The organism is Anaeromyxobacter oryzisoli, from assembly GCF_022690765.1.
Taxonomy (GTDB): domain Bacteria; phylum Myxococcota; class Myxococcia; order Myxococcales; family Anaeromyxobacteraceae; genus Anaeromyxobacter; species Anaeromyxobacter oryzisoli.
This window is the reverse complement of record NZ_JALCZA010000015.1, coordinates 33,614-45,856: the sequence shown is the minus strand read 5'-3', so window position 1 is coordinate 45,856 and position 12,243 is coordinate 33,614. Positions and strand designations below refer to the sequence as shown.

10 protein-coding genes are annotated in these 12,243 nt (G+C 74.8%); 6 read left to right on the top strand and 4 right to left on the bottom strand.

The features are described 5' to 3' along the window. Positions 1–37: 37 nt before the first annotated feature. A complete protein-coding gene (locus MNZ27_RS07535; protein WP_242393427.1) occupies positions 38–2,290 on the bottom strand; it encodes an ATP-binding protein in 2,253 nt (750 codons plus the stop codon). 171 nt (positions 2,291–2,461) lie between these two features. On the opposite strand from MNZ27_RS07535, the gene MNZ27_RS07530 reads away from it, so the two are divergent. From MNZ27_RS07530 to MNZ27_RS07500, 6 genes are all read left to right on the top strand, one after another. After that, positions 2,462–4,804, top strand: coding sequence for a transglycosylase SLT domain-containing protein (locus MNZ27_RS07530; RefSeq protein WP_242393426.1), 2,343 nt, complete (start codon positions 2,462–2,464; stop codon positions 4,802–4,804). A 114-nt stretch (positions 4,805–4,918) separates the two neighbouring features. Continuing rightward, a complete protein-coding gene (locus tag MNZ27_RS07525) occupies positions 4,919–5,512 on the top strand; it encodes an HNH endonuclease (RefSeq protein WP_242393425.1) in 594 nt (197 codons plus the stop codon). A gap of 30 nt (positions 5,513–5,542) precedes the next feature. Continuing rightward, the gene (locus tag MNZ27_RS07520; protein WP_242393424.1) at positions 5,543–6,547 is read left to right on the top strand and encodes a P-loop NTPase; all 1,005 of its coding nucleotides are present in this window, start codon (positions 5,543–5,545) and stop codon (positions 6,545–6,547) included. Next, complete coding sequence (locus tag MNZ27_RS23470) at positions 6,544–7,500, top strand: helix-turn-helix domain-containing protein (RefSeq protein ID WP_308197924.1); 957 nt, start codon at positions 6,544–6,546, stop codon at positions 7,498–7,500. The genes MNZ27_RS07520 and MNZ27_RS23470 overlap by 4 nt, the downstream gene beginning before the upstream one ends. 93 nt (positions 7,501–7,593) lie before the next feature. Continuing rightward, complete coding sequence (locus MNZ27_RS07505; protein WP_242393422.1) at positions 7,594–7,860, top strand: hypothetical protein; 267 nt, start codon at positions 7,594–7,596, stop codon at positions 7,858–7,860. After that, positions 7,854–8,891, top strand: a complete 1,038-nt coding sequence (locus tag MNZ27_RS07500; protein WP_308197925.1) for an RluA family pseudouridine synthase — start codon at positions 7,854–7,856, stop codon at positions 8,889–8,891. The genes MNZ27_RS07505 and MNZ27_RS07500 overlap by 7 nt, the downstream gene beginning before the upstream one ends. A gap of 182 nt (positions 8,892–9,073) precedes the next feature. On the opposite strand, the gene MNZ27_RS07495 is transcribed toward MNZ27_RS07500, so the two are convergent. From MNZ27_RS07495 to MNZ27_RS07485, 3 genes are all read right to left on the bottom strand, one after another. After that, positions 9,074–10,438 carry a YML083C domain-containing protein gene (locus MNZ27_RS07495; protein ID WP_242393421.1) on the bottom strand — a complete coding sequence of 455 codons (1,365 nt, stop codon included), beginning with the start codon at positions 10,436–10,438 and terminating at the stop codon, positions 9,074–9,076. Between the two features lie 128 nt (positions 10,439–10,566). After that, positions 10,567–11,430: a hypothetical protein gene (locus tag MNZ27_RS07490; protein ID WP_242393420.1), complete on the bottom strand. Its 864-nt coding sequence runs from the start codon at positions 11,428–11,430 to the stop codon at positions 10,567–10,569. Between the two features lie 228 nt (positions 11,431–11,658). Then, a complete protein-coding gene (locus MNZ27_RS07485) occupies positions 11,659–12,237 on the bottom strand; it encodes a class I SAM-dependent methyltransferase (protein WP_242393419.1) in 579 nt (192 codons plus the stop codon). Positions 12,238–12,243 lie beyond the last annotated feature (6 nt).

The window sequence follows — 12,243 nt, the reverse complement described above, 5'->3', positions numbered from 1 at the left end:
GGCCTCGCTCGCCTCGCCACGGCGCACACGCACATGGTCAGACCTCGTGCTTCTTCTTCCGCCGCCGGCGGCGGAGCCGCGCCGCGGCGCTGGCCCGCCGGCGCGCGCGGGCCCGGGCGCGCTCCTCGTCGTCCACCGGCGGCGGCGTCACCGCCTCGGGCGGCCGCTCCTCGTGCATGCCGGGCAGCGAGATCAGGAACTCCGCGCCCGCCCCCTGGGGCGGTGAGTGGACGACGATCGTCCCCGCGTGCGCCTTCACGATCCGCTGGCAGATGGCGAGCCCGAGGCCCGTGCCCTTCTCCTTGGTCGTGTAGAAGGGCACGAAGATCGAGTCGCGCACCTCCTCGGGGATGCCGGGGCCGGAGTCCGCGAACCGGATCTCGACCACGTCGGCGCGGCGCGCGCCCTCGCGCCAGAAGGCGAGCTCGTCGCGGGCGAGGCGCGTCGAGACGGCGAGCCGTCCGCCGCGCGGCATCGCCTGGAACGCGTTCAGCGCCAGGTTCAGGAACACCTGCTTGAGCTGCTCGGCGTCCGCCTGCACGTGCGGCAGCCACGCGGCCAGGTCCAGCTCGAGCGCGACGCCCTCGGGCACCTCCGGCTGGAGCAGCCGGAACGTCTTCTGGAGCACCTCGTTCACGTCGGTCGGGGCCAGGGACGGCTTGAGCGGGCGCGAGTAGTCGAGGAACTGGGTGACGACGCCGTTCAGGCGGTTCACCTCCTCGATCATGATCTCGAGGAACTCGCGGTCGTCCTCGGGGAGCTTCCCGGGGTCGAGGTACTGGATGGCCCCCTTGATCGCGGCGAGGGGGTTGCGGATCTCGTGGGCGAGGCCGGCGGACATCTCGCCGATCGCCGCGAGCCGGTCGCGCTCCTTCATCCGCTGGTAGAGCTTCGAGTTCTCGATGACGAGCGCGCAGCGATCCGCCACCTCGAGGAGGGCGGCGATCTCGTCGGACGCGAACGCCTCGGTGACGCGCTCGTCCCAGCACGCGAGGAAGCCGACGACGCGGTCGCCCGCCAGCAGGGGCATCGTGATGCCCGCCTTCATGAGCGCCATCACGCCCCGCGCGTCCGAGAGCCGCTTCAGCTCCTCGGCGATCGCCGCCGGCGCGCCGCGCCCGGGGCCGCCGGTGCCCGGGCCGGCCGGCAGCAGCGCGCGCACCTCGGAGACGCGCCGGTCGATGTTCTCGAGCAGGATCGCCTTCTGGCCGGACGAGGCCGCGGCGAGGAGGGCGCGCGCGGTGGCCGGCTCGAGGAAGGGCGCGGGGGGCGGCCCGCGGAAGTCGAGGAGGCGGTAGCCGGGGCGGTCGTCGGCGAGGAGCCAGAGCGCGCAGTGGGTCACCCGCCGCGTCTCGACCAGCCCGTCGAGCACCACCGCCGCCAGCCCGGCGGGCTCGATGACGTTGCCGGTGCGGTCCCGCAGCGCCTCGAGGCGCCGCACCAGCTCGTACCGTTCGTGGAAGAGCGTCGCGACGACCCACTCCTCGACCCGCTCGCGCATCGGCTCGAACAGCGAGAGGATCACGAACGAGGCCACGACGGTGTTGAAGTAGAAGAGCTCGGTCCGGGTGCCGACCCAGGACACGAGCCCGCCGTAGATCGCGACGAGGACGAGCCCGAGCGCGGTGACCACGACGATCTTCCCGAGGAACTCGTGCAGATCGAGCAGCCGGTGCCGCTGCAGGGTCTGCGACAGGAAGAACATGAAGATGGTGAGGCTGATCGAGCCGAGCCCCTCCGGCGGGTAGGGCAGGCCGAGGCGCGGCGTCATGTCGAGGGTCGAGAGGGAGACCGCGACGAGCGCGCCGATGAAGAGGTACTGGAGGCGCGCCCGCTCGACCTTGGTCTGCGAGGCGTGCATCTTTCCCCAGAGGGTGGAGAGCACCACCACCAGGCCGCCGAGCACGTAGGCCGTCACGAGCAGCTTGGCCGGCTTCACGTTCACGAGGGGCGTGACCGCCACCACGAGGCCGGTCAGCGAGCCGGCGAGCATGGTGTTCCGGGCGCGGCGGGCAGGGCGGCGCGCGACGCCGAGGAACTCGAGGAAGAAGGCGAGGGACGAGGCGGGCACGAGCGCGCCGGAGGCCACCGCGAGCCGCTCCCACCAGACGACGCCGAACGCCCTCGACCAGCGCAGGAAGAACAGCGCGAGCGAGAAGAGGAACAGGTCCGCCGCGAACAGGGCGAACAGCGTGAAGACGCGTGGCCGGTTGTCGCGCAGGAGCGCGGCGACCGACAGGGCGAGGGTCACGATCGCGGCGAGCAGGGCCGCCTGGGTCCGGATGTCCACCGGGGCCGATCCTAAACCGTTTCGGGGCCGGGTACCGCACGGGAGCGCCCCCGGGAATCGGGGCGGCGGGCCGACGGTTCTCCGCAGCGCCCCTTCTTCGAGGGCCTCCCGCCGGGCGAGCGGGCGGACCTTGACCTGGCGAGCGCCCCGGCCCCAACCTGCTCCCGTCCCATGCGTTCCGCAGCGCTCGCCGTCATCCTCGCAGCCCCCCTCGCCGCCGTCGCGGCGCCCGCCGGCGTCGGACCGGGGCTCCTGCAGCCCGCTTCCCTCGCGAAGCCGCTCCACCCGAAGCCGCCCACGCTGGCCCCGGACGACCCGGCGCGGCTCGTCCGCGAGGCGGATCTCGCCCCCCTGTTCGCACGCGGCCCGGCCGCCGAGGGGAAGGCCGCGTACGACGCCGGCCGCTTCGACGAGGCCGCCGCGCGGCTGGCGAGGAGCCGGCTGCCGGAGGCGCGGTACCTGCGCGCGCTCGCGCTCCTCGCGCGCTCGCGGGCCGGCGAGGCGCTCACCGCCCTCGCGGGGCTCGAGGCGAAGCTCCCGGACCTCGCCGACCGCGTCGTCTTCGCCCGCGCCGAGGCCCTCGCCGGCGCGCGCCGCCCGCAGGAGGCGCTCGCCGCCTGGGCGTCGGTCCCGGACAGCTCGCTCCTCGCCCCGGACGCGCGGCTCGCCCGCGCGCGCCTGGCGCAGTCGCTGGGCGAGCGCGAGGCCGCCCTCGACGCGATCGCGCCGCTCCTGTCGGCCTCGCCGTCGGCGCTGCCGAGCCACGCGGATCTCTCCCCGACCGCGCTGCTCCTCGCGGGGCGGCTGCGCGCCGAGGGCTCGCCGCCGGACGCGGCCGCGGCGCGCCGGGAGCTGCTCGCCTGCTGGACCGATCACCCGCTCGCGCCGGAGTCCGCCGACTGCCTCGCCGCGCTGCGCGCGCTGCCCGGCGACGCGGGGGCCGCGCCGGAGCCCCCCGCCGTGCTCCGCCGCGCGGAGCGGCTCCTCGACGCGAACCGGAATGGGCAGGCGCTCGTCCTGCTCGAGCCGCTCCTCGAGGCGGTGCCCCCCGCCGCCGCGCGATCGCCGTTCGCGTGCGAGGTGCAGGCGGCGGTCGGGCGGGCGCAGCGGAAGGAGCGCAACTTCGCGCAGGCGATCGCCGCGCTGCGCCCCGTGGTGGACGGGTGCGCCGATCCGGACGTGCGGGTCCGGTCGCTCTACCTGCTCGCGAGCGCGACGTCGATCGGCGGCGACCGGGACGAGGCGGTGAACCTGTACCGGCGGCTGGCGCGGGAGTTCCCGGCGCACTCGTTCGCCGATGACGCGCTGTTCTTCGAGGCGGACCTCCTCGCCCGCGACGGGCGCGTCGCGGAGGCTCGCGAGGCGCTCTCCACGCTCGTGCGGGAGCAGCCGCGCGGGGACTACCGCGACGAGGCGCGCTTCAGGCTCGCCTGGCTCGCGAAGCAGGCGGGGCAGACGGACGACGCGATCGCGCAGCTCCGCGCGATCGAGCAGGAGAAGGACGGCCGCGATCCCTTCGAGCACGCGCGGGCGGCGTACTGGCGCGCGAGGCTCCTCTCGGAGAGCGGCGACGCCGGGCGCGCCATCGCGCTGGCGACGTGGGCCGATCTCGCGGCGCGCTACCCGACCGATTACTACGGCCTGCTCGCCCGCGCGCGGCTCGCGGCCGCGGGGCGGAGCGTGCCGGCGCCCGCCTCCGTCGTCCCGGCGGCCGTCTCCGCGGCGTACGATCCGGGCCCGCTCCGCGCCGACCCGCACTTCCGGGCCGGCGTGCTGCTCCTGCGCATGGGGCTCGCCCGCGCGGCGGCCGACGAGCTCACCGCGTCGTTGCCCGCGCTGCGCGGCGCCGGCGACGCGGCCGATCCGATCCTGCTCGTCGCCGATCTTCTGGACCGCGCGGGGGACCACCGGATGGCGCACGGCCTGCTCCGGACGCGTGCCCGGAACGCGCTCCGCACCCCACCGGCGGCGGACAACGTGCGCGTCTGGCGGATCGCCTTCCCGCCGGCGTACCGCGACGACGTGAAGCGCTGGGCGCCCCCCGCGCACGTCCCCGTCGATCTGGTCCAGGCGCTGATGCGCGAGGAGAGCGCGCTCGACCCGCGGGTGATCTCGCCCGCGGGCGCGATCGGGCTCACCCAGCTCATGCTCCCGACGGCGCAGTCGGTCGCCCGCGAGCTGCGGCTCGGCCGCCCCTCGCGCGGCGACCTCATGGGGGCCTCGCTCAACATCCGCCTCGGCGCCCGCTACCTCGGGTCGCTCGTCCGCCGCTTCGACGGCTCCGTCGCGCTCGCGGTCGCCGCGTACAACGCCGGGGGCAACGCGGTGAGCCGCTGGCTGCAGGCGCGCGGCGATCTCGACGTGGACGAGTTCGTCGAGGAGATCCCGTTCCAGGAGACCCGCGGGTACGTGAAGCGCGTCCTCCGGTCCTACGCGACGTACCGGCTCCTCTACGGGGGACCGTCGGAGTCGCCGTCCTCCGGCCTGCTTCGGCGCGAGAGCGAAAAGACCTGATCGCGGCTCCCGCCCGCGTCGCCCACGTCGAGCCCCCGGCGCCGACGACCGAGCGACGCAGCCCAGCCTCCGACGTGCGACGGAGGGACGCTGGCTCTATGATCAATCACCTCGATGCTCGACACCGGCGTCCTCGTCCTCAACAGGGTCTACCAGCCCGTCCACGTGACGTCCGTCCGCCGGGCCTTCTCCTTGCTGTACCAGGGGATGGTCAAGGCGATCGACGAGCAGTTCCAGCTCTTCGACTTCGCGAGCTGGGCCGAGCTGGCCGCGGCGGAGCACGACTCGATCGGGACCCCGAGCCGGCGGATCCGGGTCCCGCGGGTCATCGTGCTGCTGGCGTACGAGCACCTGCCCAAGACGCGGGTGAGGTTCTCCCGCTTCAACATCTACGCTCGGGACGACAACACCTGCCAGTACTGCGGCCGGCGGTTCCGCCGCTCGGAGCTGAACCTGGACCACGTGGTCCCGCGCTCGCGCGGGGGCTCGACGAGCTGGGCCAACGTCGTCTGCTCGTGCATCCGCTGCAATCTGCGGAAAGGTGGGCGCACGCCGGAGGAGGCGGGGATGCGGCTTCTCCGCGCACCTGCGCGGCCGCGGTGGACGCCCCTGTTCCGCAGCGCCACCCGTCGCGCGTTCTACAGCGAGTGGCGGCCATTCCTGTCGCTCGCGGACGCCGCCTACTGGAACGTCGAGCTTTTGGAGTGAGCGCTCGTTCGGTCTAGGATGCGTCCCGCGATGGGTGACGTTCCGACGCTCAAGCTCGTGAGGCCCCCCCCGGCGGAGCCGCGCTCGCCCGCGCGGCCGGTCCTCGCCCGCAAGGTGGCCCGGGCGCGTCGCGTGGTGTCGATCGGAGGCGGGAAGGGCGGGATCGGCAAGAGCCTCGTCTCGGCCAACCTCGGGATCGAGCTCGCGCGCCGCGGCAAGCGGGTGGTGCTCGTGGACGCCGACCTCGGCGGCGCGAACCTCCACACGACCCTCGGCCTCGACGTCCCCAAGCGGACGCTCTCCGACTTCATCGAGCGCAAGGTCGCCACCATCGACGACGTGGTGACGCCGACGGGGATCCAGAACCTCGGGCTCATCTCCGGCGCCCTCGACCACCTCGACGCCGCCAACCCGCGCCACGCCCAGAAGATGCGCCTGCTCCGCCACGTGCAGCAGATGGACGTGGACTACGCCATCCTCGACCTCGGGGCGGGCACGCACGCGAACGTCCTCGACTTCTTCCTGGTCTCGGATCACGGCGTGCTCGTGCTGGTCCCGGAGCCCACCGCCGTCGAGAACGCCTACCGGTTCGTGAAGGCCGCGTTCTGGCGCCGGATGAGGAACATCGCGCAGGTGTACGGGTACGAGGGGCTGCTCCGGTCGGTCATGGACGGCGGCACCTTCCGGAGCCCCGTCGAGCTGGTGTCCACGGTGTCGGAGCGCGATCCGGAGGCGGGGGCGAACCTCGCCCGCCAGCTCGCGACGTTCCGCCCGCGGCTGGTCGTGAACCAGGCGCGCACGGCCCAGGACGCCGAGATCGGGCGCGCGGTGGTGGCGGCCTGGCGGAAGTACTTCGGGCTCGAGATGGACTATCTCGGGTACATTCATTACGACGACGCGATGTGGCGCACCCTCAGGGCGCGGAAGCCGCTTCTCGTCGAGCGGCCGGACGCCCCGGCCGCGAGGGCCTTCGCCGGCGTGGCCGACGCGCTCCTGGCGCTCGACCTGGTGGCGGAGGCCGGGGAAAACCGGTGAAGCGGCTCGCAGACCAGACCCTGTACGAGATCCTCGAGGTCCCACCCGACGCGAGCTCGGCGGCGATCGCCGCCGCGGTCGATCGCGCCCAGGCGCTCTTCGGGCCGGGCTCGCTCGCGACGTACACGCTGATGTCCTCCGAGGAGGCCGAGCTGCTCGCGCGACGGATCGAGGACGCGCGGACGACGCTCCTCGATCCGGCCGCCCGACGGCGCTACGACGAGCAGCTCGCCGGCGCCCGGGCCGAGGCGCGCGCGTCGCGCGCGGCGACGCCCGTGCCGCGGGCCGAGGTCCCGCCGGTGATCCCCGCGCGGCCGCTGGCGCTCCGCGAGGCGACCGGAGAGCAGGGGGCCGGCGGGCGCTCGCCGACGCCACCGCCCGTGCCTCCGCCCGTGCCTCCGCCCGCGCCGGCCGCCGTCCCCGCGGCGCCGCAGCCCATCCTCCTGGACCACGCGGTCGCCGCGCCGTCCGCACCCGGGGCGGTCCCGCCGTCTCCACCCGACGCGCCGATCCCGCTCACGGTCTCGCCCGCCGTCGCGCCCCCGCCGCCCCCCGCGGCGGCGGCGCCCCCCGCTGCGACGCCCCCCCCGATCCCAGCGGCGGCGTCGACCGCGACCCCGGTGCCGATGAACCCGCCGCCGGCGCCTCCGGCTCCGCCCCCGCTGCCCGACGCGACCGCCTGGACGGGCGAGGTGCTCCGCCAGCTCCGGGAGGCCCGCGGCATCACGCTCCAGCAGCTCTCCGAGCGCACCAAGGTGACGCGGCACCACATCGAGAACATCGAGGCGGACCGGTACGCGCTGCTCCCGGCGCCGGTCTACCTCCGCGGCATCCTGCTCTCGCTCGCCCGCGAGCTCCGGCTGGACGGCCAGAAGGTGGCGCGTTCGTACCTCGAGCGCTTCGCGGCGGGGACGGGGCAGTCGTCCGCGACGCCGACGCCGAAGCCGCGCTGAACGGCCCCCCTCGGCGAGGGTGCGGCGAGCGGGGCCGGTCCGGGCGGCCGGTTCATTGACCGACCGCACGTCCCGCCGTAGGATTTGCCGCGTATGCCGCTCATCGAAGCACCCGAGGCCGCGATGCGCCTCGCCCGGGCGATCTGCTCCGACGTCTCCCTCTACAACGAGGAGAAGATCGTCCGAGGGATCGAGCATGACAACTTCTTCGACTCGCTCCAGGAGGAGCTCGAGGAGGGGCGTGAGCTCTACCGGTCGCGAGTCTCTCCGGAGCTGTACGCGCAGACGAACTTCTACGACCGCGCCATCGTGGACGTGATCCTCCGGTCGAAGGGTCACGTGAAGTCCCGCATCTGGTAGCCGCGTCGCCGCGTCCGGAGGCGGCCCTGCCCGATCGCCTCGCGTTCGTCGCCCCCGTCGAGCTCGCCGGCTGCCGGCTCGACGTCGCGCTGGCGCGCCTCGCACCGGAGCTGTCGCGGGCGCGGGTCCGGCGCCTCGTGGACGACGGGCGCGTCACCGTCGCCGGCCACGCCGCGAAGGCCTCGGCGCGGCTCCACGGCGGCGAGGAGATCGAGGTCGAGCTCCCGCCCCCCGAGCCGTCGGGCCTCGTCCCCCAGGCGCTCCCGCTCTCGGTGCTGCTCGACGATCCCGAGCTGCTCGTCCTCGACAAAGCGGCCGGGATGGCGGTCCACCCGGCGCGCGGCACGCCGCACTCGACGGTGGTGAACGCGCTGCTCCATCGCCTCACCGTCGAGCCGGGGTCGGCGCCGCGCTCGCGGCGGGCGCCCGCGCCGCCCGTCCCGGCGCTCCCCCGCATCGGCCTCGTCCACCGCCTCGACAAGGACACCTCCGGCTGCCTCGTCGTCGCGAAGACGGAGGCCGCCCTCGCGTCGCTCCAGGCGCAGTGGAAGGGGCGGACCGTCGAGAAGGTCTACCTCGCGCTCTGCCACGGGGCGCTGCCGGACGAGGGGCGGCTCGACACGCCGTACGGCCGCCACCCGCGCGACCGCACGCGCTTCACCGGGCGCGTGAGGGCGGGCCGCCGCGCGATCACCGAGTGGCGCGTGGTCGAGCGCTTCGGGACCTCGGCCACGCTCGCGGAGGTGACGCTCCACACCGGCCGGACCCACCAGATCCGGGTCCACCTAGCCGAGGCGGGCCATCCGCTCCTCGGCGACGCCGTGTACGGCGGGACGCGCCGCGAGGCCCGCCTCCCCGCGGACGATCCCGCCCGGCGCGCCGGGGCGGCCGTCGGGCGGCAGGCGCTGCACGCCGTCCGGCTCGCCTTCGATCATCCACGCACGGGACGGCGGATCACGGTGGAGGCGCCCATCCCGGAGGATCTCGGCCGCGCCCTCGCGGTGCTGCGCGCGGCGCGGTCCGGGCGCTGACGCGCTGCCCGGTCGTCGTGTGCCCGCTCGGCGAGGGCCGGGACAGGTAGGTGTGGGCGACCGCGGACGATGAGGGTCAGCCCGTCGTACGCCATGAAGCCGAGCTGCCCCAGGCCAGAGTCCTCCGCCTCGCCACGCTCGACGCAGGCTGGTGGCGCCGTGCCGTCCCCGGGCGTACGGCTTCAGGGTGATAGGCCGGACGCGAGCGGCTCGGCCGATCGAGACGGCGTGGCCCGGGCCGCGGTGGCCGTGGAGACGGCCGGGGAGGGGGCCGGCGCCCTGGTGAGCACGGGGTTCTCGTTGCCCTGGAACTGGACCTCGAGCCTCAGCGTGACCCCGAACGCGCGGTACCGGCCCGTGTCCACCGTCCAGGGCCACGCGACCTCCGGCTCGAGCTCCACGAACAGCCAGCGGCGCCACACCTCCCGGCGCAGGCGCGTGTAGATCCGGTACCTCGACACCGTGACCGGGTCGCTGGTGGCGCCCTGCATCGCGGCCCCCACCGAGATGGCGCGGCGCGGGCCGATCGTGCGCAGGAACGCGAGCTCGGAGCCCCACTCGCCGCCGTGGCTCCGCTCCGACAGCTCCACCCGCCCGCTGACGCGCGCGAGCGACATGGGGCCGAGCGGCCGCTCGACGGCGGCCTCGCCCGACGTCCCGAACCCCGTGTCCGTTCGCCAGAAGCCCGTGGCGGCGTAGCGGGTCAGGAACCAGCCGTCCACCGGGATCGTGAGGCGGTACCTCACCCGGGTGAACGCGCCCGGCGGGATCTTCACGAGCACGCCGGCGCCGAGATCGACGTGGGTGAGGACGCTGTCCCAGAGCCTGTAGCGGAGCTCGGCGTTCACCCGCCGCGAGCCCGGGAGCGGCGACGCGGTGGGATCGTTCGGGAAGAGCGGGGTCTGGGTCTCCTCGCTCTCGCCGGCGATGACGAGCCGGAACCGCTCGAGCCGCTTGCCGAGGCCGGGGAACCGCAGGTCCGCGCGGAGGCTCACGCCGAACTGCGGCGCGCCGTCCTCGCGGAACTTGACCTCGCTCCGGAGGCGCATGAACGACCGCGAGCGCTCCGCCTCGAGCTCGCGCTCGTCCGAGAAGAACCGGTCCAGGCGGTTCACCGGCGCGAACATCTTCTCCTCGAGGAACGCGTGCGTGGCGTCCCACCAGGTCTCCTCGGGCTTGAACGGGGATGGCGGCCCGGCGGGCGTGGCCTGCGACGGGGAGGGGGGACCCCGCGGGAGGCCGGCCGGCGGCGGCTGACCCTGCTCCGGTGGCCGCGCGAGGGTGGCGGGCGGGGTCGGTTGCGACGGCGCCTGCGAGGGCGGCGGCGACGGCTCGCCCGGCCGCTCGGGCTGCGCCTCTCCGGGCGGGACGAAGCAGGGAGGCGCGAAGCAGGGCGGGACGAAGGCGGGGGCCTCGCCCGGCGGGCGCTCGTCCTCCTGCCGTGGCTCCTCTTCTGGATCGCGGCCCTCGGAGGTCGGCTGCGCCAGCGGAGTCGCCGGCGCGGCGGCTGCGAGGAGAGCGGCGAGAAGGGCGATCGACCGGGGCACGGACGCCAGGACGTTAACCCGTGCGGTTGCGGCAGGACAGCGGCGGCGCTCCTGCTCCCGTGCGCCGCCGGGGACCGCGGCGCCCCGCCAGAGAGAGAGGCGGGGGCGCCGCGGCGGATCAGCGCGACCTAGAAGAACTTCCGGAGGAAGACGGTGAGCTCCCGCTCGTCGGCGGTGTTCTCGTCGCCGAGGAGGTTGTCGAAGGTGAACTCGGCGCCGAGGTCGAGCTTCGGGGCCGGCTCGTACTCGACGCCGAACGTGACCGGGATGAGGTAGTCGGGGAGGAAGGCGAAGTTCTCGTCGATCGGCTTCGTGAAGCCGATGCGCGCGAACATGGCGAGCCCCTCGGCGGCCTGGAGCTGACCCTCGGCGGCGAGGGCGAGCTGCTCGTTGAAGGGCCGGACGTCGCGCTTGTTCAGCCCGATGTCGAGATCGGCCTCGAGGACGAAGGCGGCGTTGCCGACCGTGCGCTTGTACGCGGCGCCCACCGACGCGTTGTAGAGATCCTCCGAGAAGCTCTCCGCGAAGAGGGACGCGCGCACGGCGAGCTGGCTCGCCTGGTCGCGGAAGAGGCCGAGGGTCGCCCGGGCGCCGAGATCGTCGTACACCTCGCGGCAGCCGTGGCTCGACCCGGCGAGGCAGATGCCGTGGACCGGGTGGAAGAGGCCGACGGTGAGATCGTCGGTGAGTCCGAGGTCGATGGAGGGCGTGATGAACCACGGCTCGCCGACCTGGTCCTTCGAGAGGTTGATCCCGACGGGCACGTCGAGCTGGAAGAGGCCGGCCGAGAGGGTGAGCGGACGCTTCACCAGCTCTGCGTACGGATACTGCTCCTTCGGGTAGACCGTGCCGGCGGTGCCGCCCGCGACGGCGGCGCCCTCTGCTGCGGCGCCAGCGGCGTTCTCCTCCGCGGCGCGCGCGGAGAGCGCTGCGACCGCGCACGCGGCCGCGACCGCGGACAGCGCGGTCCGGACGAGGCGATTCTGGTTCACGCGAGACCTCCCGTGTCGAGCGCGCGGAAGTGCGCGCGGCGGGAGGATGCCACTTCCGGGGTGGCCCGCAAGGGGAGGATGTGGGCGAGGACGACGCGGTGCGGCAGGGAACCATGCTCGGAAAACAGGGCCCACGGGCCACGGGACCCGACTCACGGGTCACGGAGAAGCCGGTGACGGTGACGGGCACGGTCCACGGGCACAGCGCGGGCCGTCGGCCCGGGCCTGTCACCGCCGGGCGGTGAGCCGCCTGAGGACGCCGCGGGCACGGCGGGAGACGGGATCGACGTGGAAGCCCGCCGCCTCGACCGCCCGCTCCGTCTCGCGGTTCGGGTGGCAGCCGCCGGTGAGCCTCGTCCAGGCGGGCTGGACGAGATCCTGGAGCTCGCCGGCGGCTCCTCCGGCGCGGACGTGCTCGAGGAGCCGGAGCGTCCCCTCCGGCGCGAGCACGCGCCGGATCTCGCCGAGCGCGGCGGCGGGATCCTCGACGCTGCAGAGCACGAGGCCGCCGAGCACCGTCTCGAACGCGCCGTCGCGGAACGGGAGCGCCTCGGCGCGCGCGAGGACGAGGGGGACCGCCGGCCCGCGACGGCGGGCCCGGGCGAGGTTCTCCCGGCGCGGGTCGATGGCGACGGCCCGGCTCCCGGGCGGGAGGTGCAACAGGTTGCGGCCGGTGCCGGTCCCGAGGTCGAGCGCACGGCCGCGCGCGCCGCGGACGAGCCACTCCCGCCAGCGCCGGAGGCCGAGCGCCTCGGCGACGTCGAGCCCGAGGTCGTACAGCCAGGGGATCTGCTCGAGGCCGCGCATGTCCGC

Bases quoted from the DNA above. Each gene is read 5' to 3' on its own strand.
- MNZ27_RS07530 (WP_242393426.1), top strand. From the start codon at position 2,462: ATGCGTTCCGCAGCGCTCGCCGTCATCCTCGCAGCCCCCCTCGCCGCC.
- MNZ27_RS07525 (WP_242393425.1), top strand. From the start codon at position 4,919: ATGCTCGACACCGGCGTCCTCGTCCTCAACAGGGTCTACCAGCCCGTC.
- MNZ27_RS07520 (WP_242393424.1), top strand. From the start codon at position 5,543: ATGGGTGACGTTCCGACGCTCAAGCTCGTGAGGCCCCCCCCGGCGGAG.
- MNZ27_RS07505 (WP_242393422.1), top strand. From the start codon at position 7,594: ATGCCGCTCATCGAAGCACCCGAGGCCGCGATGCGCCTCGCCCGGGCG.
- MNZ27_RS07485 (WP_242393419.1), bottom strand. From the start codon at position 12,237: ATGCGCGGCCTCGAGCAGATCCCCTGGCTGTACGACCTCGGGCTCGAC.